16 protein-coding genes are annotated in these 21,953 nt (G+C 71.2%); 9 read left to right on the forward strand and 7 right to left on the reverse strand.

Features of this window, described 5'->3' with window-relative positions:
- Window positions 1-2,835 (forward strand): NHLP bacteriocin export ABC transporter permease/ATPase subunit, encoded by a 2,835-nt coding sequence (locus tag LUX31_RS02025; RefSeq protein ID WP_235472779.1) that lies wholly within the window; start codon window positions 1-3, stop codon window positions 2,833-2,835.
- Between the two features lie 7 nt (window positions 2,836-2,842).
- On the opposite strand, the gene LUX31_RS02030 is transcribed toward LUX31_RS02025, so the two are convergent.
- Window positions 2,843-3,691, reverse strand: coding sequence for an alpha/beta fold hydrolase (locus LUX31_RS02030; protein ID WP_235472780.1), 849 nt, complete (start codon window positions 3,689-3,691; stop codon window positions 2,843-2,845).
- A 169-nt stretch (window positions 3,692-3,860) separates the two neighbouring features.
- Between LUX31_RS02030 and LUX31_RS02035 the strand changes: the two genes are divergently transcribed.
- The 3 genes from LUX31_RS02035 (at window position 3,861) to LUX31_RS02045 (ending at window position 6,530) form a co-directional block, all read left to right on the forward strand.
- Entirely contained in the window at window positions 3,861-5,372 is a 1,512-nt protein-coding gene (locus LUX31_RS02035; protein WP_235472781.1) for an MFS transporter, read from the forward strand.
- 97 nt (window positions 5,373-5,469) lie between these two features.
- Window positions 5,470-5,964 carry a methyltransferase family protein gene (locus LUX31_RS02040; RefSeq protein ID WP_235472782.1) on the forward strand — a complete coding sequence of 165 codons (495 nt, stop codon included), beginning with the start codon at window positions 5,470-5,472 and terminating at the stop codon, window positions 5,962-5,964.
- 149 nt (window positions 5,965-6,113) lie between these two features.
- Entirely contained in the window at window positions 6,114-6,530 is a 417-nt protein-coding gene (locus LUX31_RS02045; protein ID WP_235472783.1) for an STAS domain-containing protein, read from the forward strand.
- A gap of 138 nt (window positions 6,531-6,668) precedes the next feature.
- On the opposite strand, the gene LUX31_RS02050 is transcribed toward LUX31_RS02045, so the two are convergent.
- Window positions 6,669-7,103, reverse strand: coding sequence for a protease inhibitor (locus LUX31_RS02050; RefSeq protein ID WP_235472784.1), 435 nt, complete (start codon window positions 7,101-7,103; stop codon window positions 6,669-6,671).
- A 519-nt stretch (window positions 7,104-7,622) separates the two neighbouring features.
- On the opposite strand from LUX31_RS02050, the gene LUX31_RS02055 reads away from it, so the two are divergent.
- Entirely contained in the window at window positions 7,623-9,242 is a 1,620-nt protein-coding gene (locus LUX31_RS02055) for a purine-cytosine permease family protein (RefSeq protein ID WP_235472785.1), read from the forward strand.
- Between the two features lie 215 nt (window positions 9,243-9,457).
- Here the strand turns inward: LUX31_RS02055 and LUX31_RS02060 are convergent, their stop codons facing one another.
- From LUX31_RS02060 to LUX31_RS02075, 4 genes are all read right to left on the reverse strand, one after another.
- The gene (locus LUX31_RS02060) at window positions 9,458-11,104 is read right to left on the reverse strand and encodes an RICIN domain-containing protein (protein WP_235472786.1); all 1,647 of its coding nucleotides are present in this window, start codon (window positions 11,102-11,104) and stop codon (window positions 9,458-9,460) included.
- A gap of 471 nt (window positions 11,105-11,575) precedes the next feature.
- On the reverse strand, window positions 11,576-11,953 hold the full coding sequence (locus tag LUX31_RS02065) for a toxin Doc (RefSeq protein WP_053745133.1): 378 nt from the start codon (window positions 11,951-11,953) through the stop codon (window positions 11,576-11,578).
- 3 nt (window positions 11,954-11,956) lie between these two features.
- Entirely contained in the window at window positions 11,957-12,202 is a 246-nt protein-coding gene (locus tag LUX31_RS02070; protein ID WP_235472787.1) for a hypothetical protein, read from the reverse strand.
- A gap of 100 nt (window positions 12,203-12,302) precedes the next feature.
- Window positions 12,303-14,552 (reverse strand): glycoside hydrolase family 9 protein, encoded by a 2,250-nt coding sequence (locus LUX31_RS02075; RefSeq protein WP_235472788.1) that lies wholly within the window; start codon window positions 14,550-14,552, stop codon window positions 12,303-12,305.
- A 595-nt stretch (window positions 14,553-15,147) separates the two neighbouring features.
- On the opposite strand from LUX31_RS02075, the gene LUX31_RS02080 reads away from it, so the two are divergent.
- The 4 genes from LUX31_RS02080 (at window position 15,148) to LUX31_RS02095 (ending at window position 19,844) form a co-directional block, all read left to right on the forward strand.
- The gene (locus LUX31_RS02080; RefSeq protein ID WP_235472789.1) at window positions 15,148-17,532 is read left to right on the forward strand and encodes a SpoIIE family protein phosphatase; all 2,385 of its coding nucleotides are present in this window, start codon (window positions 15,148-15,150) and stop codon (window positions 17,530-17,532) included.
- 104 nt (window positions 17,533-17,636) lie between these two features.
- A complete protein-coding gene (locus LUX31_RS02085; protein WP_235472790.1) occupies window positions 17,637-18,218 on the forward strand; it encodes a DUF4232 domain-containing protein in 582 nt (193 codons plus the stop codon).
- Window positions 18,215-18,418 carry a hypothetical protein gene (locus LUX31_RS02090; RefSeq protein WP_235472791.1) on the forward strand — a complete coding sequence of 68 codons (204 nt, stop codon included), beginning with the start codon at window positions 18,215-18,217 and terminating at the stop codon, window positions 18,416-18,418. Before LUX31_RS02085 ends, LUX31_RS02090 begins: the two co-directional genes overlap by 4 nt.
- A 151-nt stretch (window positions 18,419-18,569) precedes the next feature.
- The gene (locus LUX31_RS02095; RefSeq protein WP_235479770.1) at window positions 18,570-19,844 is read left to right on the forward strand and encodes an arsenic transporter; all 1,275 of its coding nucleotides are present in this window, start codon (window positions 18,570-18,572) and stop codon (window positions 19,842-19,844) included.
- A 21-nt stretch (window positions 19,845-19,865) separates the two neighbouring features.
- Here the strand turns inward: LUX31_RS02095 and LUX31_RS02100 are convergent, their stop codons facing one another.
- A complete protein-coding gene (locus LUX31_RS02100) occupies window positions 19,866-21,803 on the reverse strand; it encodes a ricin-type beta-trefoil lectin domain protein (protein ID WP_235472792.1) in 1,938 nt (645 codons plus the stop codon).
- Between the last annotated feature and the right edge of the window lie 150 nt (window positions 21,804-21,953).

Genomic DNA, 21,953 nt, shown 5'->3' on the forward strand with positions numbered 1-21,953 from the left:
ATGACGACCGTATCCGATGTCTCCGACGTCTCCGGGGGCGATGTCGTCCTGGGCGCGCTCGGGCAGATGGGGACGCGTTACGACCTGTCCGGGCAGACCCGCCTCGACCTCGAAGGCCCGCAGGTGCTGTGGCTGGTCGCGTCCGGCGCGCTCGACCTGTACGCGGTGGACGCCGTGGAGCAGGGCCAGTGGCACCACATCGGCCGCCTTGAGGCGGGCGCGCTGCTGCTCGGCCCGGTCACCGGACCGGAGCACACCCTGGTCGCCCGCCCGGTGCGCGACTGCGTGGTGCACCGCATCAACCTGCGCGAGCTGTACCAGCAGCCGGACACCCAGACCTGGTCGTACGACGAGTACGGCAACGCCCAGTACGTGCCGCCGGCGACGAGCCCGCTGGAGTACGCCCTCGCCCTGGGCGTCGGACGCGGCATGTCCGTCCTCTTCCAGGCACCGATGGCCTCGGAACGGGCCGCCGCGCCCACCGACGACGACGTGTTCTGGATGCAGGTCCCGCCGGGCAGCGTGCAGTACGGGTCGCTGTACGGCGCCGAGGCCGCCGCCGATCTGCTGATGGACCCCGGGGTCTGGCAGGGCATGGTCGACCAGCAGCACCGGCTGCTCACCACCCTCGACCGGTGGATCGAGCAGCTGGAGCGCCGCCACGAGACCCGTACGGCGGCCGGGATCAAGGCGGGCGAGGCCGTCCGCGCCCAGGCCGACCGGACCCTGCTGGCGTCGATCGGCAAGCAGTCGGCGAAGCGAACGACCGCCGCCGACGCCGACGCGACGTACGCGGCCTGCAAGCTGGTCGCCGGGGCGGCCGGGATCACGCTCGCCGAGCCCGCCCAGAGCGGCACCGAGAGCGACCGGCTCGACCCGGTCGAACGGATCGCGCTCGCCTCCCGCGTACGCACCCGGGCCGTCCGGCTCGACGGGCGCTGGTGGCACGACAACGTCGGCCCGCTGGTCGGCCACCGGAGCCTGTCGGGCTCGCCGGTCGCACTGCTGTGGCGGCGCGGCGGCTACGTGGCCGTACAGCCGTCGTCGGGACGCGAGACGCCGGTGGAGAAGGCGAACGCGGCGGAGTTCGAGGAGCGGGCGGTGATGTTCTACCGGCCACTGCCCGAACGCGGGATGAGCCCGCTGCGGCTGCTCCGGTTCAGCATGGGCGGCAGCCGGGGCGATGTGGTGAATCTGCTGCTGAGCAGCCTGGTGACGATCGCGATCGGCGCGCTCGTACCGGTCGCCACCGGCAAGGTGCTCGGCGAGTTCGTACCGAAGGCGCAGACCACGCTGATCGTGCAGTTCTGTCTGGCCGTGATGATCAGCAGTGTGGTGGCGGCGGCCTTCATGCTGATGCAGAACCTCACCCTGCTCCGGATGGAGGGCCGCATCGAGGCGACGCTCCAACCGGCTGTCTGGGACAGGCTGTTGCGGCTGCCGACGAAGTTCTTCACCGAGCGCTCGACCGGTGAGCTGGCGAGTGCGGCGATGGGCATCAGCGCGATCCGCAAGCTGCTGGCGGGAGTTGCCCCGGTCGTCACCCAGTCGGTCACGGTCGCGGCGATGAACCTGGGCCTGCTCCTCTGGTACAGCGTCCCGATGGCGCTGGCCGCGATCGGCATGCTGGTGGTGATCGCCGCTGTGTTCCTGGGACTTGGCCTCTGGCAGGTCCGCTGGCAGCGGCGCCTGATCGTCCTGTCCAACAAGCTGAACAACCAGGCCTTCCAGACCCTGCGCGGACTGCCCAAACTGCGGGTCGCGGCGGCCGAGAACTACGCGTACGCGGCCTGGGCGGGCGAGTTCGCGCGCAGCCGCGAACTCCAGCAGAAGGTCGGCCGCATCAAGAACCTCACGACGGTATTGGGGGCCGTCTACCTGCCGATCTGCACGCTGCTGATGTTCATGCTGCTGGCAGGCCCGGCACGCGGTGAGATGTCGGCGGCGGCCTTCCTCACCTTCAACACGTCGGTGACGATGCTGCTGACCTCGGTCACCCAGCTGACCGGCGCCTTCGTCTCCGGGGTGGCCGCGCTCCCGCTGTACGAGGAGATCAAGCCGGTGCTCGAAGCCACCCCGGAGGTACGTGTCGCGAGCACCCGGCCCGGCGTGCTGACCGGCGCGATCGAGGCCCGCCGACTCGCCTTCCGCTACGCGGACGACGGCCCGCTCGTCCTGGACGACGTGTCCTTCCAGGTGAAGGCGGGAGAGTTTGTCGCGATCGTCGGCCCCAGCGGCTGCGGCAAGTCGACCCTGCTGCGCCTGCTGATCGGCTTCGACAAACCGGTCTCGGGCAGTGTGCTGTACGACGGCCAGGACCTGGGCGCCCTCGACCAGTCGGCCGTACGACGCCAGTGCGGTGTCGTCCTCCAGCACGCCCAGCCGATGACGGGTTCGATCCTGGACGTCATCTGCGGTACGGAGCCCTACACGCCGGAGGAAGCGATGGCCGCCGCCGAGATGGCGGGCCTCGCCGAGGACATCAAGCGGATGCCGATGGGCCTGCACACCATCGTCCAGGGCAGCGGCGCGATCTCGGGCGGCCAGCGACAGCGGCTGATGATCGCGCAGGCGCTGATCCGCAGGCCGCGCATCCTCTTCTTCGACGAGGCCACCAGTGCCCTGGACAACGAGACCCAGCGCATCGTCATCGAGAGCACGCGTGCCCTCAACGCCACTCGGATCGTGATCGCCCACCGGCTGTCGACGGTGCTGGACGCGGACCGGGTGATCGTGATGGAGGACGGCAAGGTCGCCCAGCAGGGCCCGCCGGCGCAGTTGCTGGCGGACACGGGCGGGCGGCTGCACGAACTCGTGCGACGGCAGCTGGCGTAGGGGATCGTCAGGGCGTCTCCGGCCCGCCCCGCCACAGTTCCGGAACCCTGCCGTCGGCGCCGTACATCTGCGTGGCCAGCACCCGTACGGCCGCCGCGAAGCGGGACGGGTGGCGCAGGAACTCCATGTGGATGCCGGGGAACTCCACCCACGGGACGCCGATCCGGCGGGCGATCTCGATCGACGGCAGGGCGTAGTACGTACCCCGGTCGTCCGCACCCGCGCCCAGGACGATGGGGAACGGGGCCGCCCGCAGCGCCTCCTCGTCGGGACGGAAGGCGGCGAACGCGGGCCATTCGCGGCCGAAGAGGTGGTCGGCGTTGCCCAGGAACCGTTTCCACAGGTCGGCGGGCCAGCGGTAGGAGCCCTCGCCGCGTGTCGTCTCGCCGAAGCGGCGGCCCGCCGCCGGGGCGCCGCCCGCCGCGTACAGGTCGGCCAGTTCGGCGAAGAAGCCGCGCCCGGGGTCGCCGTCGGGGAGGACGTTCACGGCAGGTGGTTCATGGGCGATGAGGCCCAGCACGCACTCCGGGTGGAGCGCGGCCAGCGTCAGGCCGATGATCGCGCCGCCGCTGTTGCCGAAGACCAGGGCCCGGCCGCCCGCGAGGTCGCCGACGAGCGCGCGGGCGTCGGCGGCCTGCCGGGCCAGCTCCATCGGGCCGTCACCGCCACCCGTACTGCGGGAGTTGCCGCGCCGGTCGTAGGTGATCACCGTGAAGGCGTCGGCGAGGCCCTCGGCGATCCCGGAGTAGTAGCCGGCGTCTCCCCCGGCACCGCTGATCATCAGCAGGGCCGGACCGACCCCGCGCACCTCGTAGTACAGCTCGGCCCCGTCGACCGCCAGCCTGCCGCTGCGCACGTCCGCACATCCTCCCTAGCGATACTTTCCCGTATCGATACTTTGCCGTTTCGATGAATCTGGTCTAGGCTCGAAGCATCGGGAGTACGAAACCGTTTCGTTTACGTATTCGTAACCCCCGGTCTCCATTACTCCTCTTTACGAGCGACCTTCCCTGGAGTGTGCTCAGATGTCCCAGTCCCTGACCGAAGGCGCCCCGAAGGGCGTCGCGAACACCACGGAGAAGGGGTCCGCCGCGCCGAACGCGCAGCGGTGGTGGATCCTCGCGATCATCGGACTCGCGCAGCTGATGGTCGTCCTCGACGCCACCATCGTGAACATCGCGCTCCCCTCCGCCCAGGCCGACCTCGGCTTCTCCGACGGCAACCGGCAGTGGATCGTCACCGCGTACGCGCTGGCCTTCGCCTCCCTGCTGCTGCTCGGCGGCCGGATCGCCGACCTCTTCGGCCGCAAGCCCGCCTTCCTCATCGGTGTCGCCGGATTCGCCGGGGCCTCCGTCCTCGGCGGTGCCGCCAACAGCTTCGAGATGCTGGTCATCGCCCGCGCCCTCCAGGGCGTCTTCGGCGCCCTGCTCGCGCCCGCCGCTCTCTCCCTCCTCAACACGACCTTCACCGACGCCCGCGAGAAGGCCCGCGCGTTCAGCGTGTACGGCGCGATCGCGGGGGCCGGCGGCGCGGTGGGCCTGCTGCTCGGCGGTCTGCTGACCGACGCGCTCGACTGGCGCTGGACGCTGTACGTCAACCTGATCTTCGCCGTCGTCGCGTTCGTGGGCGGCTGGATGCTGCTCGGCAACCACCGGGACGCCGCCAACTCGAAGATCGACTTCCCGGGCACCCTGCTGGTCTCCGCCGGTCTCTTCTCCGTGGTCTACGGCTTCTCCAACGCCGAGACGCACGACTGGAGCTCACCGCAGACCTGGGGCTTCCTGATCGCGGGCGCACTGCTCCTCGCCGGGTTCGCCTGGTGGCAGACCCGCGCCAAGCACCCGCTGCTGCCGATGCGTGTCCTGCTCGACCGGGACCGGGGGGCGTCGTTCCTCACGGTGCTCATCTCCGGCGCGGGCATGTTCGGTGTCTTCCTCTTCCTCACCTACTACCTGCAGCTGAACCTCGGCTTCAGCCCCACCAAGACCGGCCTGGCCTTCATGCCGATGATGGCGGCCCTGATGGTCGCGGCCCAGGTGTCCACCACCCGGCTCGTGCCCCGCTTCGGCCCCAAGATCATCATCCCGGCGGGCTTCCTCCTCGGCGCGCTCGGCATGGTCTGGCTGACCGGCATCGACATCGGCTCGGACTTCAGCACCGCCGTCCTGCCGCAGCTGCTGGTGATCGGCGTGGGCATGGGCGTCATCATGCCGCCCGCGATGCAGCTGGCGACCAGCGGAATCGGCGACGAGGACGCGGGAGTGGCCTCCGCGACGGTCAACACCATGCAGCAGGTGGGCGGTTCGATCGGTACGGCGCTGCTGAGCACGCTCGCCGCGAGCGCCGCGACCAACTATCTGTCCGGCCGCAACGCGAGCGACAAGCTGGTCCAGGCCCAGGCGACGATCGAGAGCTACACCACCGCCTTCTGGTGGTCGGCCGGCTTCTTCGCGGTGGGCGCGCTGATCACCTTCCTCCTCTACCGCCCGGGCGTGCCGGCCCAGGACGAGAGCGCCGCCCCGGTCATCCACATGTGACCCACCCGGGTCCGTCCAAGCCGAGGGGCCGCCGTCTTCAGGGAGAGGGCGGCCCTCTCGGCTGTCGCGACGTCCGCCGCGCTGCCACGGTGAAGGCATGCGCAAATCGGCGGCGGCCCTGGGCAGTTCACTCTTCCTGGCACTCGCCCCCGGCACCGTGGCGGTCCTCCTGCCGTGGTGGCTGACGGGATGGCGGGCGAGCGACTGGTGGCTGCCCGTGCGCCTGGCCGGCCTGATCCCGCTCGCGGCCGGTACGGCCGTCCTGCTGTCGGCCTTCGCCCGCTTCGTCGCCGAGGGCCTCGGCACCCCGGCCCCCGTCGCACCCACCGAACACCTCGTCGTCGGCGGCCTCTACCGCTACGTGCGCAACCCGATGTACGTGGCGGTCGTCGCCGCAGTCGCGGGCCAGGCGCTCCTGCTCGCCCGGCCGGTCCTGTTCACGTACGGCGCCTGCGCCGGGCTGCTGATGTGGGCGTTCGCGCGCTGGTACGAGGAGCCGGCGCTGGCCGACCGTTTCGGCGCCGAGTACGAGCGTTACCGCCGGTCGGTACCGGGCTGGTGGCCTCGACCGCACCCCTGGCAGGGCGAGTGAGTGCACCCCGCACGGAAACGTCAACCAAAACGGCCGTAATTCACCTTGTCGAGTGAACCAGATCTTGTGGGAGGCGCGGCAGGGATGGTCACGACTCCGCCGGGGTAGCTACCGAGATCGAATGCGCCCCCTGCAGAGGTGGAGCAGCCATGACGCCGGAAGCCGAAGACCGTATCCCCTGGCCGCCCGAGCGCACGGCCCCGGACTCGTCCGGAGCCCCGCCGCCGACGGCCGGCCCGTATGCCCGCACGTACCCGAGCGGGCCGTTCACCGTGGTCGAGGTCACCGGCGAGATCGACCTGGCGACCTCGGGCTTCCTCGCCGAGCACCTGGACGCCGCGACCTCGCGCCCCGCCCCGGACGTCCTGGTCGACCTCCGGCACGTCGACTTCTTCGACTGCTCGGGCCTGCGCGAACTGTGCCGCGCGGACACCCGGGCCCGCGAACGCGGCGGACGCCTGCGTCTGGTCTCCGACACCCCCCGCCTCCACCGCCTGCTGCGCGCCTCGGGCCTGCTGCACCGCTTCCCGCCACTCGCCCGGATCCCCGAGCAGGGGCACTCATAGGTACGTCAAGGGCCGGTCGGCAGCCCCACACCACCGACCGGCCCCGCTGCGAGATCGCGCGGCACCCCGCGACACAGGGATCGCCCTCCCCATCCGCGAGCGTCCTGCGAGGCTCACGGGAGCGCGCGACCCCGGTCCCTAGAACGTGAAGACGGCCGTCCCGTAGGTGCTCTTCACGCACTCGTTCGCGAAAGTCCGCTCATAGGCGACCCGCTGCCCCCGCCACACGCCCTCGACGGTGACGACCACGGGGTCGTACTGCTTGGTGCACTTCACGTCATTTCTCGCCTCCAGGATGCCCAGGTCCCCGCCGACGGCGCGGAGTTCGGCGCAGGCCTCGGACGCGGCCGGGTGGGTGCCCGAGGCCGTCGGCGCACAGGTGAGGGTGACGGCACGCTCGGGGGTGACGGCGGCCGAGGTCTCACCGTGTCCCACGGTGAGCACCAGGGCCGAGGGTGCGTAGAGCCCGGCGGGGGCGGGGGCCGGAGCAGCGACGGCGGCCCCGGTGAGGGGGCCGCAGACGGCGGTGGCCGTCAGTGTCAGAGTCGCTGCCCAGCGCGCGGTGTTCGGCATTTTGTGCATCCTTCCGCTCAGTTTGAATGCGAATCGAAGGTCCAACGGTCCGCATGGGTACTCGATCCCAGCCGGTCGGGCCGGATCGGCGAGCGTGAGTCTGCCGAGTCCGGCGCCGAAACTCATCTCGACCCCACGCGTTTCAGTAACCTTGCGTATTGAATCAGTGGCGTGAAGTCACGTGATTCGAACGCCTGGAGCCCGCAACCGGGCGGTCATTGATCGCCCGGGGCGACCGACTGGCCGGATCCACCAGCCTTTTTAATCGGCCTGAAACATTCCGGTGCGGCTGGCGACACGACTGTCGGTGCACCTGTCGCCTCCATGGCACATCCGTCCATGGGGGACTCGAAAGATGGATGAAACGTCCTCTGGTGCGGCCTTCACCGGTCCCCCTACGGTCGGCAGACCACCCGAGGACGGCATCCGCCTGCGCCACACACCCCAGCGGCGACGGCGGCCCTTCCCTCTGTCCGCGCCACAACGCGCTCCACCGCCGATCCCCCGCTGGAGCCCTCCATGTCCTCGTCGCCCCCGTCACCCCCGTCGCCCTCGCTGCCAGACTCCTCCCCTTCCGCCGCGCCCCCGGCCCTCACCGAGGTCGAGACGCACGGCGTCGAACGCATCCCCGACGCGGACCGCACCGCGACCCCGCTCGACCTGTTCCGGGTCGCCTTCGGCGGCGCCAACACCTTCTCCACCTGTGTCCTCGGCGCCTTCCCGATCCTGTTCGGCCTCTCCTTCTGGCAGGGCCTCGCGGCCACGCTCCTCGGAGTGGTCGTGGGTGCGCTGATCCTCTGCCCGATGGCGGTCTTCGGCCCGGTCAACGGCACCAACAACGCGGTCTCGTCCTCCGCCCATCTGGGCGTCCACGGCCGCGTGGTGGGCTCCTTCCTCTCCCTCCTCACCGCGATCGCCTTCTTCTCCATCTCGGTGTGGAGTTCCGGCGACGCCCTGGTCGGCGGCGCCCACCGGCTGTTCGGCCTGCCGCGCGGCGATGTGACGTACGGCGTCGCGTACGCGCTCTTCGCCGGGCTGGTGCTGGCGGTGTGCGTGTACGGGTTCCGGTTCATGCTGTTCGTGAACAAGATCGCGGTGCTGTCGGCGACGGTGCTGTTCCTGGTCGGCGCGGTCGCGTTCGCCGGGGACTTCGACCCGTCGTACGCCGGTGTCTTCACGGACTCGGCCGACGCGGCGACGCGGGAGCTGTTCTGGCCGTCCTTCATCGGCGCGGCGCTGATCGTGCTGTCCAACCCGGTGTCGTTCGGCGCGTTCCTCGGGGACTGGTCGCGGTACATCCCGGCGGACACACCGCTCCGCAAGGTGATCGGCGCGGCGTTCCTGTCGCAGCTGGCGACCCTGCTGCCGTTCGTGTTCGGCCTGGCGACCGCGAGCATCATCGCGACGAAGGCCCCGGACTATGTCGATCCGGCGGCGCCCGACTTCGTGGGCGGGCTGCTCGCGATCTCGCCGGACTGGTTCTTCCTGCCGGTGTGCCTGCTGGCGCTGATAGGCGGCATGTCGACGGGCACGACCTCCCTCTACGGGACCGGACTCGACTTCTCGTCGGTGTTCCCCCGGCTGTCCCGGGTGCGGGCCACCGTGCTGGTCGGTGTGCTGTCGATCGCGTTCATCTTCGTGGGCCGGTTCGGGTTCGACCTCGTCCAGTCGATCTCGACGTTCGCGACGATGATCATCACGTGTACGACGCCGTGGATGGTGGTGATGATCCTGGGCTTCTACACGCGGCGCGGGTGGTACGACCCGGACGCGCTCCAGGTCTTCAACCGGCGTCAGCGGGGCGGGCGTTACTGGTTCGCGCACGGCTGGAACTGGCGGGGCATGACCGCGTGGTGGGTCTCGGCGGTGATCGGCGTGCTGTTCACGAACATCCCGGGGCAGTTCGTCGGGCCGCTGGGGGATCTGGCGAACGGCATCGACATCAGCCTGCCGCTGTCCCTGGCCGTCTCCGCGGTCCTGTTCCTGACGCTGCTGCGGGTGTTCCCTGAACCTCGGGCGGTGTATGGGCCGGAGGGGGCGCGGCTGGCTCGGACGGTGGATGTTGCGGTGCCGCCGGTGAGTGGGCCGGGGGCGGGCGGGGAGGGGTTGCCTGCGGCGCTGGCCGCGGAGCGGGGCTGAGGCTGGGGGATTTTTTCGCCCCCGCCGCCCCTACCCATTCCCATCCCCTGGGGGCTGCGCCCCCAGACCCCCGCTGTCGGCCCTGAAGGGGCCTTGTCCTCAAACGCCGGACGGGCTGGGTAGTCAGCCCGTCCGGCGTTTGAGGACAAGGGGGTTCGGGGGCGGAGCCCCCGAGGATGGGACGGGTAAGGGCGGCGGGGGCGAGAAAACTCTCCCTACGTCGGGTTCGCGTTCACCTGGGCCGCCTCCTCTCTTGGGCCCCCTATCGACAGGGACTCGGGGCTCGCCGTGACCGTGTCCGTCAGCCAACGCTGCTCCGCCGAGCCGTCCCGGACCTTGACGACCACGTCCGCGTCCGGGTCGTCCGAGGCGGGGGCCACCGCGAGGCCCTCCTCCCAGCGCGGCAGCAACTCGCCCCGCACCGTGAGGTCGTAGCGCACGTCGTCCCCCCGCTCCGCGGACGCGGCGGCGCAGCGGCCGAGGATGACGACACCGGCGTCGGCGTGCGAGTCCAGGCACAGGTCGGGGTTGGCGACACTGCGCAACAGCCCGTCGTCGTCGTACGACCACATCTGGGTCCACGCGGTCGAGCAGGACGCGAGCCTGGCGACGGCGCCGGCCGTGGCCTTCCCGCCCCGGACGTCGAGGCACAGGTCGGCGGTGACGTTGCGCAGCCGGGTCTGCCGGGCGGTGGTCGGGGTGCCGCCCGTCCCCGGTGGCGAGGAGGACACTGCCGGCGGGATCGGCGAGGCGTCGGGCACCGGGGCGCGTCCGCCGGTCGCGCTGGACGAGGCGGCCGGGTCGGCGCCGCTGCCGTCCTTCGGCCACAGGCCACTGCCCAGGACGACCGCGAGGACGACCCCCGAGGCCAGGCCCACGCTCGTGAGCAGGGTCTTCCTGTTCCGGGGCACGCCCGCCACCGGGCGGCGCGGGGAGGGAATCCGGGAGAGGAGACGGCTTCGGCCCGCGCCACCGCGCTCGCCTCTGCCGCCGTGACGCGCATGTCCCCGCGTCCGTGTGCCGACCTCGCCGCGCCCCGGACGGGAGTCGAGATAGCGACGCGCGCCCCAGCCGAGCACCGCCTCGGCGAGCAGCGTGCCCAGGCCGCCCTCGAAATGGCTCAACTGCTCCGCGGCGTAACGGCAGTAGCGGCACTCCACCAGATGCTGCTGGACATCGGGCAGCAGTGCGCCACCGCGCCGGATGGGAACGTCGAGAAGACGGTTGTAGAACCGGCAGTCCTTGGACGGCGCGAGTTCCCGGTGGGCGCGTACACAGCCCTCACGGAATTGTTCGCGCGCCTGTTCCAGCGAAGCCGCAGCCGTATCCGTGTCCATGCCAAGAAGAACGGCGGGGACATTCATCGGCTCGGCTTCCACCTCGGTGTGCCACAACAGGCACTGCGCGAGTCCGGGAAGGGCCTGGAACGAACGCTCCGCGAGCTTACGGTTTTCCGGCGTCATGGACTTCGCCGCGCGCATACCGCGACCGCCCGCCGGTTTCCTCAGATCCGGGAGTACGTCGGATATGCGGTCGTCGGCGGCCCACCCCCTGACAGTGTCGCGAACGGCCACGAGGAACCGGGGGCGCAGTGCGACGGCCGACTCGGCCCGCATCACCCGTTCCAGGACCTGGTGGAAGGCGGCGGCGGTGACCATCGAGGCGGCCTGGGCCGAAGTGGCGAGGCAGATGACCGCGTACTCGTGGGTCGCCTGCCAGTGCCGCGCCGTCAGAAGAGCGACGGACGGGCCGGTCTCGCCCTCCGGCCTGCTTCTGAGCTGGGCGGCGAGACTCTCGTCCGATTCCCCCGGGACCCCACCGGAGTACGGGGGGTAGGACGGACGAGGAGGGGGGGTGGGCACTGAGCGGTTTCCTTCCCACGCGCGGGTGACTCACTGCAGTTCCGGGAAACGGCCCGGACGAGTCCGCACGAAGACCGGCGGCTTTGCGTCCCCCCGCCACCGGTGAATCGAACCCTGCCATTCCCCCTGCACAGGTAGTTCACCTTTGCACAAGTCACTCACGGCCAACAAGGCGCTTGAGCAACATCCATTCATTGAAGGAAAGTCAGCAACAGCAGAAACTACCGGTGGCCGTACCGGCTTTCGGTGTTTTCCCGCGCCCCGTGTGAACCGGACGCACGCGCCGGTGCATCACGCACGCTCCCGGCGCGCGCGAAGGCGTAGTCCACTGGAACCCGGCCCTTCCTCGGAGGCCACGCGCGGGACGGCGGCTCTCCCACGCGAAACGGCCGCCGACCCCGTTCCTCCCGCCCTCGGTCGGCGGCCCCGAGGGCGGGGCCGAAGTCACCCCCGGCGGCAGAAGACGCCTGCTCAGATCTGCCAGGAGCGCAGCCGGTCGGCCGCGCCGTAGACGTCGGTCTTGCCCGAGATCAGGTCGCGAGCGAGGTCGACGAGGGCGCCGTACGGCGGGTCGATGCCGACGTCGCTGACGAACATGTACGCCACGGCGGTGGCGCAGGCGAAGCGGGCGTTGGCCGACGGCAGCGGCTTGAGCAGCGCGAGGGTGTGCAGCAGCGCGGCGGCCCGCCAGGCCGGGTCGGAGTCCACGCCGAGGCGCGGGGGGTCGACCCGATGCCGGGCCACGGCGGCCACCAGGGCCGAGAAGTCGTTGACCGTGGGCTGGTCCGGCAGGACCTCTTCGTGGCGCTGGAGCAGCCAGGGCACGTCGATGTGGATGACGGGAGCCATCGGTCAGGCGACCCGTCCCCGACCCGGCGCGACCGGTTCGTCCTCGGGAAACGCGGCGGCGAACTCGTCCGCGTGGGCCGCGAAGAACCGCCGGAATTCCTCCGCGCCCTCCTGGAGGGCCCGGTGCCGGGCGATGTCGGCCGCCGCCGCCTCACGCACGAGAGCCTTCATCGACGTACCGCGCTCCTTGGCTATCTGCCGCAGGTCCTCTAGCTCGCGGTCACTGAACTCCACATTCAGAGCTGGCATGCCCCCACGGTACCGCGCCGGTACTTACCCGTAAATACCCCCAGGTCAGGCGGGTAGGGCAGTGGTACCGAGGGGACGAGGCGCAGCTCGGCCGGCCCGGCTATCCCTGGTCGGCGACGAAGGACGCCATCCGGGCCAGGGCGGCGTTCCAGTTGATCGTGTGCTCGTTCGTCGACCAGGACTGGATGTCGTCGATGTAGCAGAACTGGCCGACACAGCCCTGGAGTTTGCTCTGTGCGTAGGGGTCCTGAATGCCCGAGTTGGGGCCTCCGGCGACTGTGCCGTCGGGCGGGCTCGGCAGGCTCGGGTCGAGCTGCTTGGCGTACCAACGACTGTGCTGCTGGTGGGAGTTGACCTCGCCGTAGCCCGTCACGTACGACATGTTCAGCGCGTTGCGGCCGAAAATGTAGTCCATGCTCTGGAGCGCGCCGTCGCGGTACTTCGAGGCGCCGCCGATGTCGTACGCGGTGGCGATGACGACGGCGTTGTTGAGGATCTGCGCGTTGGAGCCCCAGTCGTACAGGCTGGCGTCGGGGGCGTAGGGCATGCCGTACGGGTGTGCCGCCAGGGTGGCCAGATAGCGGTCGGCGCCCTTGATCACCGACTGGCGGACCTTGTCCCGGCCGGGGAGCCGGTTCGGGACGGTCGCCAGGTCGAGGCGGCCGGCCGCTGCGGTCCTGGCCCAGTCGAAGCCGAGGGGGACGAAGATGTCGGCAGTGTGGACGGGCGATTTGAGGATGTGCTGCTCGAACGCCTTCTCGCCCGTGGTCAGATACAGCTCGGCCGCCGCCCAGTAGAACTCGTCCCGCGCGTCGGTGTCGGGGTATGCGCCGCCGCCGGTTCCGTCGTTCGGGTCGGGGTGGATGTCGGGGTGAGCGAGCGCCGCCGTCCAGGCCTTGCGCGCCACCGCGAGGGCGTGCGCGGCGAACGTACGGTCGTAGGGCCGGTACAGCCGGGCCGCCTGGGCCGCCGTGGCCGCGAGGTTGAGGGTGGCCTCGGTGGTCGGCGGGTGCAGTTCGCGCTTCTGCGGGTCGGCGCTCGGCAGCAGCGGCAGCCCGGTCCACTGTTCGTCGTGCATCTTGTGGTGCGCCATGCCGGCGAGCGGCTGCCCGTCGGGCACCTGCATCTTCAGCAGGAACTCCAGCTCCCAGCGGGCCTCGTCGAGGACGTCCGGCACCTTGTTGCCGCTCTCCGGGATGTCGAGCGTGCCGTCACCGAGCGCGCCTCGCTGTCCCGTACGGGCGTACAAGGCGCGTTCGTACGTGCTCAGCAGCTCCCACGTCGAAATACCCCCGTTGACCACGTACTTGCCGTGGTCACCGGCGTCGTACCAGCCGCCGGTGACATCGAGGGTGTAGTCGCACACGCCGGGCTGGCACGGAACGTCGGAGTCCCCCTGGTTGGGCGCTACGTCGACGTGGCCGGCGGGGCGGGCGTAGCCGGGGCGCAGGTCGTCGCGGATCTCGATGCCGCTGCGCTGCGTGTAGTAGTACTTCAGCGAGTCCAGCCGCAGCCGGTCGTAGGCGCTCGCGTCGATGTCGAAGGGGCGGCTCGTCTCGCCGTCGGCGACGAGGGTGAGGCCGGTGCCGCGTTTGCGGTGGGCGCCGAAGTCGATCGAGTGGACGTTCTGCCCGGAGGAGCCGTCGATGCCACGCGGCACGGTCCTGCCGTGGGCGACTGTCGTCCCGTCTGCTTTCTTCAGCTGCCAGGGCAGGGGCTGGGTGGAGGCGGTGACGAGCGTGGCGTTCTTCGGCCCGGCGGGGAGGTAGGCGACCTGGTTGACCCGTACCCGGGGTCCTGTGTCGGGTTCGTACACCTCGGGCGGCACCCCGCCCAGCAACGACACGTCGTCCATGCAGAACCGGAAGGGGTCGGCGCTGCCGCCGAGTTGGAAGCCGACCTGGCCCTGGGTGGTGTCGGCGGGTGCGGTGAATGTGTAGGTGTAGGAGTCGCCGGAGACGCTGAGTTGCGGGCTCACCTCGAAATAGGTGTCGTACGGGGAGACGGACAGGCCGACGATCGCCCGGACGACGTGTCCGGCGGGTGTGCCGGTGGCCTTGAAGGCGAAGCGGTACGACTCGCCCTTGACGAGGGTGATGTCGTTCTGGCCGACGGCTGCGTCCCAGCGGTTGGTGGTGCCGCCGGGGACGTCGGCGCAGAGGGCGCCGTCGGCGAGGCCCGCGGTGACGTTGCTGGTGGTCCACCAGGGGGCGGTGGTGGTGTCGAAGGTGCCGTTCTTGACCTGCTCGATCTCGTCGGCTGCGGCGGTGGGGGTGGTGGTCGGGAGGGTGGTGAGGGTTGCTGTGAGGAGGGCTGTGAGGGAGAGCAGGGTGGTTCTGCGTCGTTTCACGTCTGGGCTCCTCGGGTGAGGTGGGGGCGCGGGGAGGAGCGGCGTTTGCGGGTGCCGTGGGAGCGCTCCCAGGGGCGGACGTGGCCCATGCTGTGGGAGGTTGCACGGCGCGTCAACGCTCCGAACGGGTTTTTCGCCCCCGCCGCCCCTACCCGCCCCATCCCTGGGGGCTGCCGCCCCCAGACCCCCGCTGTCGGCCTGAACGGCCTCGTCCTCAAACGCCGGACGGGCTGGGTGGGGGTGCAGGCGGTACCAGGCGAGGCCGCCGGGGAAGAAGCCGATGCCGCTGGTCGTGCCGTGGTCCGTGGTCGGGGTGCTCCCTCGGCAGGGCCCAGAACTCTCGTCAGGGCCCAGAAGTAATCACAACTGATCGTTACCAAACAGATTCTGACGGTGAGCAACATGTGCCCGTCAAGGTTCCGGTGACGTACTCCCGTCTCACCTGTCACAACGGCCTGATTCGCGCCCCGCGCGGCGGCCTTTCGGGCGGCCCGGGGGCAGCGGTGTTCCCGACCGCACACGGGAAGAACGCACTACTGTGGAACACCAGTGACGTCCCTTGCTCACTGTGAGTGTTCACGATGGAGTAGCGACGATGAGTCCGGTGTACCCGTTCGACGATGCCGCCACGGCGCGGGCCGTCGTCGACGAGCGGGGCACACTGACCGGCTGGAACGAGGGCGCTCGCAGGCTGCTGGGCTGGTCGGCGGCCGAGGTGCTGGGTCGTCCCGCCGCTTCTCTGCTGGCCGACGGCGATACGGCCGGGCCCGGCCGCCCGGACCAGGACCCCTGGTCCGGCACCATCGCGCTGCGTCACCGCGACGGCCGTACGGTGTCCACCTGGCTCCTCGCCCACCACCGGCCGGCCCCGGACAGCGGCCCGGCCGAGTGGCTCGTCGTCACCCCGCTGGAGGGCGGGCCGCGCCCCGAGGACGACCCGCTGATGCGGGCCGCGCTGGCCCAGGCGCCCTGTGCGACGGCCGTCTACGACGACCGGCTACGGCTGCACGGCTTGAACGACGCCATGGCCGGGGTCATCGGACTGCCGCTGGAGCGCATCCGGGGGCTCAGGATCGCCGAGATAGGCGGCAAGGGGCGCAGCGCGGAGCTGGAGCAGCACATGCTCGACGTGCTGACCAGCGGCCGGGCGAAGGACGTACAGACCTATCTGCGGACCGGCGGCGAGGACCACGCGCATGCCTGGCTGGCCCGGCTTGCGCCGCTCAAGGACGCCGAGGGGCAAGTGCGGGGGGTCTGTCTCGCGGCCCATGACTTCACCGAGCAGTTCCTCGCCCGGGAGCGGCTCCAGCTGGTCAACGAGGCGAGCGTGCGCATCGGCACCACCCTCGACGTCATCCGGACGGCTCAGGAGCTGGCGGACGTCTGTGTCCCGGCCCTCGCCGATTTCGTCAGCGTCGATCTGCTGGACCCGCCGCAGCACGGCGGCGACCACCGCCCGGCCGAACTGACCGCGCCCATCAGCCTCCGCCGGGCCGCCCACCGCTCGGTCCTCCCCGGCAGCCCGGAGGCCGTCGCCAAGCCGGGACAGCTGGACCAGTACCCCGCCTTCTCGCCCCAGGCCGACTCCCTCCTCGCGGGCCGTTCGATCATGGCCACCGTGCCCTCCGGCGACCTCGAACAGTGGCTGTCCTGGGACAAGGCGCGCTTCAACCGGGTCAGGGAGTTCGGCATCCACTCCACGATGTCCGTCCCGATAACGGCACGCGGCACGACCCTCGGCGTCGCCGTCCTGACCCGGTACCGGCGGCCCGACCCGTTCACCCCCGACGACGTCCTGCTCGCCGAGGAGGTGACCGCCCGGGCCGCCGTCTGTATCGACAACGCCCGCCGGTTCTCCCGCGAACGCGACACGGCCCTCGCCCTGCAGCGCAGCCTGCTCCCCCGGACCCTGCCGCGCACCGCCGCCCTCGAAGCGGCCTCTCGCTATCTCCCGGCGGCGCGGGCCGGGGTGGGCGGCGACTGGTTCGACGTGATCCCGCTGTCCGGGATGCGGGTCGCGATGGTCGTCGGGGACGTCGTCGGCCACGGCATCCAGGCCTCCGCGACCATGGGCCGGCTGCGCACCGCCGTGCGCACGCTGGCCGACATCGACCTCGCCCCGGACGAGCTGCTGACCCACCTCGACGACCTCGTCGTCCGGCTGTCCGCCGAGGCCGGCAGCGAGGGCGGCCCGGGCGAGGTCGGCGCCACCTGTCTGTACGCGGTGTACGACCCGGTGGCGCGACGCTGCACCATCGCCCGAGCCGGGCATCCGCCGCCGATCATGCTCACGCCGGGCGGCAGACCCCGGCAGATCCGGCTGCCCGCCGGTCCCCCGCTGGGGCTGGGCGGGCTCCCCTTCGAGTCGACGGAACTGGATCTGCCCGAGGGCACGGTCCTCGCCCTCTACACCGACGGGCTGATCGAGAGCCGCGAGCAGGACATCGACACCGGTCACCGGCTGCTGTGCGAGGCGCTGGCGGCGTACGCGGACTCGCTCGACGAGACCTGCGACCGCATCCTGCACACCCTGCTCCCGCCGGGCGGCGCGGCCGACGACGTGGCGCTGCTGCTGGCCCGCACCCAGGGGCTGCCCGCCTCCCGGGTGACGACGTGGGACATCCCGCCGGACCCGGCGCTCGTCGGGCCGATCCGCAAGCAGGTCGGTGAGCAACTCGACGTCTGGGACCTGAGCGAGGCCGGGTTCACCACCGAGCTGGTGGTGAGCGAACTGGTCACCAACGCCATCCGGTACGGCTCGCACCCCATCCGGCTGCGCCTCATCCATGATTCGGCCAGGCTGATCTGCGAGGTCTCCGACAGCAGCCACACCGCCCCGCATCTGCGGCGGGCGAGGACCTTCGACGAGGGCGGGCGGGGTCTGCTGCTGGTCGCCCAGCTCACCGAGCGGTGGGGCAGCCGGCACACGCCCGACGGGAAGACGATCTGGGCGGAGCTGTCGCTGACGGACGAGGTGTGATTCCTGACTCCAACGGGGCGTGAACCATTTTGGCTCCGGCCGCATCGGACACTCGTGACGGTGCACGAGACGCCGTACGCGGAGCGACTTCCAGGAGTGTCGACATGGCGATCTTCCGTACATCCCGAGCCGCGCTGCTCGCCTTACCGGTCCTGTTCCTCGGGGCCTGCGACAACGGCGGCGGCACGACCGCCCCGACGGCAACCGTTCCATCGGCGTCCGCCACTTCGACGGCTGCCCCCTCGACGCCCGCCCCGTCGACCGACGGCACCCGCTGCCGCACCGCCGACCTGAGTGCCTCCGTCGGGCGGCTCGATCCGGGCGCCGGGCAGAAGAACTTCCCCGTCGTCCTCACCAACGACTCCGACCGCGTCTGCACCCTGCGCGGCTACCCGGGCGCCGCCTTCGTGAACGCGGCCGGCAAGCAGCTCGGCCCCGACCCGAAGCGCTCCGAGGCCACGCCGACGACGGTCGAGCTGGCGCCGGGCAGCAGCGCCTGGGCGGGCCTGAGCTTCGCCAACCCGGAGATCAGCGAGGCCGAGACGGCGACCCCGGCCGCGCTGCTGGTGACCCCGCCGGACGAACGGGACCCGCTGAAGGTGGCGTGGGACAAGGGTGAGGTGCCCGTCGGCGGGAACGAGTCGTCGGTGTTCCTGACGGTCTTCGGCCCGGGCAGCGGCGCGTGACCCGGCAGGGGCGCCCGACCCGGTGGGCGGGCAAGGTGAGCGGCGCCCTGACCCGGCGGGCGAGCCGGTGGGCGGCGCCCCGGCCCGGCGGGCAAACCCGTGACCAGCACCCCGACCCGGCGAGCAAACCCGTGAGCAGTGCACCCGACCCGGTGGGCGAACCCCTGACCAGCACCCCGACCCACCGGGCCAACCCCTGACCAGCACCCCGACCCACCGGGCCAACCCCTGACCAGCACCCCGACCCACCGGGCCAACCCCTGACCAGCACCCCGACCCGCCGGGCAGGCCCCTGACCGCCGCCTGCTTTCATGGGTCGGTTCCGCATTTTCCGTCCCGGAGGACCGAACCCTGAACTCCGCGTCCGCCGAGGCACTGTCCGTCGTGCTGCTCGTCGCCGTCCTGGCCTGTGCCGTCGTCCGCCCGTTCGGGCTGCCGGAGGCGGTCGTGGCGGTTCCCGCCGCCGGGCTCGTGGTCGTCACCGGCGCGATCTCGCCGGAGCACGCGTGGCAGGAGGCCGAGCGGCTCGGGCCGGTGGTCGGCTTCCTCGCGGCGGTGCTGGTGCTGGCCCACTTCTGCGATGTCGAGGGGCTCTTCCGGGCCTGCGGGGCGTGGATGGCCCGTCGGGCGGAGAACCGGCCGGGGCGGCTGCTGACCTCGTTCTTCGTGCTCGCCTCGGCGATCACCGCCGTACTGAGTCTGGACGCGACCGTCGTGCTGCTCACGCCGGTGGTGTTCGCCACGGCCGCCCGGAGCGGGATCCGGCCCAAGCCGCACGCCTATGCCTGCGCGCATCTGTCGAACACGGCGTCGCTGCTGCTGCCGGTCTCCAACCTCACCAACCTGCTGGCGTTCAGCGCGAGCGGACTGAGCTTCACCCGGTTCGCCGCGCTGATGGCGCTGCCCTGGCTGGTCGCGATCGGCGCCGAGTACCTGGTGTTCCGGCGGTTCTTCGCCGCCGATCTGGCGGTGCCCGCGCCGGACGCCGTGTCACGCCCGGAGACGGCGACAGAGGACGAGCCCGCGTTCCCCTTGTTCGCCCTTGTCACCGTGGGCTGCACGTTGGCCGGGTTCGTCGTGTGCTCCGCGGTGGGCATCGACCCGGCGTGGGCCGCGCTCGCGGGGGCGCTCGTGCTCGCCGGGCGCGCGCTGGTGCGGCGGCGCGCCACCCCGGTGGCTGTCCTGCGGGCCACAGCACCCGGGTTCCTCGCGTTCGTGCTGGCGCTGGGCGTCGTCGTCCGCGCGGTCGTGGACAACGGGCTCGCCGACGCGCTCGGCCGGGTGCTGCCCGACGGGACCGGACTGGTCGCGCTGCTCGGGATCGCCGCGCTGGCCGCCGTACTCGCCAATCTGATCAACAACCTGCCCGCGGTGCTGGTGCTGTTGCCGCTGACCGCCACGGCCGGTCCGGGTGCGGTGCTCGCCGTGCTGCTCGGGGTGAACATCGGTCCGAACCTGACGTACGCCGGATCGCTGGCGACCCTGCTGTGGCGGCGGATCGTGCAGCGGTACGAACACGAGGTCGGGATCGGGGAGTTCACGCGGCTCGGGCTGATCTCCGTGCCGGCCGCGCTGATCCCGGCCGTGGTGGCGCTGTGGGGCTCGCTGCTGGTCGTCGGGGGCTGAGGGGCGGGCGGGGCCCGGTCGTCAGCGGCCTCCCCAGCCGCCGTATCCACCGCCGTAGCCGTAGCCGCCGTATCCGTTTCCGCTGCCGTAGCCGTAGTTGTTGTCGTTGTCTCCGTACTGCCCGTTGGAGGAGCAGGCGTGGTAGCCGTAGTAGTAGCAGGGCACGTTGGACGGGTACGAGGCCGACGGGGTCGGCTGGGCCGTCGACTGGGTCGGGGTCGGTTCGGCCTCTGTGGGGGTCGGTGTCGGGGTCGGTGAGGGCTTGGGGCTCTTCTTGACGACGGGGGCCTTCGACTCGGTGGCCGCGTCCCAGTTGACAGCCTTCATCTGGAGCGAGGGCGCCGAGGAGTCGAAGACCCAGTGCTGGTCCGCGGACTCCTCGCGTGTCTTCAGGACCAGCGCGGTCTTGTTCTTGGCGTCGGCGGGGGTCAGCGCCAGGTCCTGGTCCCAGCGCGGGACCAGGGTGCCCTGGAGGGTGAAGTCGTAGCGCACGTTCTTGGTGGCGGGCTGGGCGGTGCCCGTGCACGGGGCGAGCTGGACGGAGTAGCCGAGGTGGGAGTCGAGGCAGAGGTCCGGGGCGGCGATGCTGCGCAGCAGGCCGTCCTTCTCGTACGCCCACTGCTGGCCGGCCGCCGACGAGCAGCCGGTCAGCTCGGTCTCCGCGCCCTTGACGGGCTTGCCGCCGGCGACGCCGATGCACAGTCCGGACTCGACGTTGTGCAGCCGGCCGAGGAGGGCGCCCTTCGTGGTCTCCCCGGCGCCGATCCAGGAGGTGTCGTTGTCGGAGGTGCCGGAGCCGTTGGTGGCGGTGTCCGAGGGGCTGGTCTGGGCCGTCGGGCCTTCCTCGTCGCCCTGGCCGAGGGCGTTCCACAGGACCAAGGGAAGGAGGACCAGCGCGCTGACGGTCGCGACGGCGAGGGCGCGGTTGCGGCGGCGGACCGCGCGCCGGGCCGCCTTGTGCGCGGAGCGGTGCGATCCGGGGCGGACGACCAGTTCGGTGGAGACGGGTGCCGTGGTGGGCATGGGCGGGGCCTGGGCCAGGACGCGCGGGACCGGGAGCAGGTTCTCGACCGTGGCGATCTCGACGATCGGGGCCTGCTCGACCTCCACGATGGCGCTCTCGGCGGCACGTCCGGGTCTGGACTCCAGGTAGGCGCGCGCACCCCAGCCGAGCACGCCTTCGGCCAGTGCGAGGGCGAGGTCGCCGTTGAACTGGTTCAGCTGGTCGCCGGCGTACCGGCAGTGCTTGCAGTCGGCGAGGTGCTTGGCCAGATCGGGGTCGACGTCGAGGCTGCGGCGTCGGCAGGTGACGTCGATCAGCCGGATGTAGCGGCGGCACTCGTCGCGGGGCACGACCTCGCGGTGGACGTGCAGGCACTCCTCGCGGAGGCGGCCACGGGCCCGGCCGAGTTCCACGGCGGCGTCGGTCACGCTCAGGCCCAGCAGGGCGGCGGGTATCTCCAGCGGTTCGCCCTCGACCTCCGCGTGCCACAGCAGACAGCGCGCGGACTGCGAGAGGTTCTGGAACGCCCTGGAGAGCAGCCGCCGGTCGGGGGCGGGCAGCAGACGGGCGGCGACGCGGTTTCCGCCGCCGGGTGTGGTGCGCAGCTCGGGGTGGAGCATCTCGTGGCGGTGGTCGCTCTCCCACTCGGCCGCGAGACGGCGGACGGTGACCAGGAGTTGGGGCCGCCACGCGGAGGTGGGGCCGTTGTGCCGGAGAGACTCCCCGAAGAGGCGGGTGAACGCGGCGGTGGTGAGCATTCCGGCGGGGCGCGCGCCGCTGGTGCACAGACGGGCGTAGGCGAAAGCTGCTTCCCAGTGCCGGTCGAGCAGTTCACCGACGGGATGGAGTGCGGGCGTCGTCCCCGTCCACTTCGTCAGCTCGGCGCTGAGTTCGACGTCCGAAGCGTCGTAAGCCGGAGCTGGGGTTGGGGAATTCGACAGGCCTGCGTCTTTCACGTCTGCATTCCTCCACGGACAACGCGGGTTTTAGTCCATACCTAGCGGTATGCGACCCGGCCGACGAAACGACAGGATCGGACCAAACGGGGAATCGGCATCGCGAACGCCCGCAGCGGACAGCTCTTTTGGAGCGGGGAGCCAACGGGG

Source organism: Streptomyces sp. GQFP (genome assembly GCF_021545335.1).
Lineage (GTDB): Bacteria > Actinomycetota > Actinomycetes > Streptomycetales > Streptomycetaceae > Streptomyces.

What these genes read in the sequence shown, in the direction of transcription:
- LUX31_RS02085 (WP_235472790.1), top strand. Translation starts at nt 17,637, where the DNA reads ATGGCGATCTTCCGTACATCCCGAGCCGCGCTGCTCGCCTTACCGGTC.
- LUX31_RS02025 (WP_235472779.1), top strand. Translation starts at nt 1, where the DNA reads ATGACGACCGTATCCGATGTCTCCGACGTCTCCGGGGGCGATGTCGTC.
- LUX31_RS02065 (WP_053745133.1), bottom strand. Translation starts at nt 11,953, where the DNA reads ATGGCTCCCGTCATCCACATCGACGTGCCCTGGCTGCTCCAGCGCCAC.
- LUX31_RS02035 (WP_235472781.1), top strand. Translation starts at nt 3,861, where the DNA reads ATGTCCCAGTCCCTGACCGAAGGCGCCCCGAAGGGCGTCGCGAACACC.
- LUX31_RS02040 (WP_235472782.1), top strand. Translation starts at nt 5,470, where the DNA reads ATGCGCAAATCGGCGGCGGCCCTGGGCAGTTCACTCTTCCTGGCACTC.
- LUX31_RS02045 (WP_235472783.1), top strand. Translation starts at nt 6,114, where the DNA reads ATGACGCCGGAAGCCGAAGACCGTATCCCCTGGCCGCCCGAGCGCACG.
- LUX31_RS02055 (WP_235472785.1), top strand. Translation starts at nt 7,623, where the DNA reads ATGTCCTCGTCGCCCCCGTCACCCCCGTCGCCCTCGCTGCCAGACTCC.
- LUX31_RS02050 (WP_235472784.1), bottom strand. Translation starts at nt 7,103, where the DNA reads ATGCCGAACACCGCGCGCTGGGCAGCGACTCTGACACTGACGGCCACC.
- LUX31_RS02070 (WP_235472787.1), bottom strand. Translation starts at nt 12,202, where the DNA reads ATGCCAGCTCTGAATGTGGAGTTCAGTGACCGCGAGCTAGAGGACCTG.
- LUX31_RS02080 (WP_235472789.1), top strand. Translation starts at nt 15,148, where the DNA reads ATGAGTCCGGTGTACCCGTTCGACGATGCCGCCACGGCGCGGGCCGTC.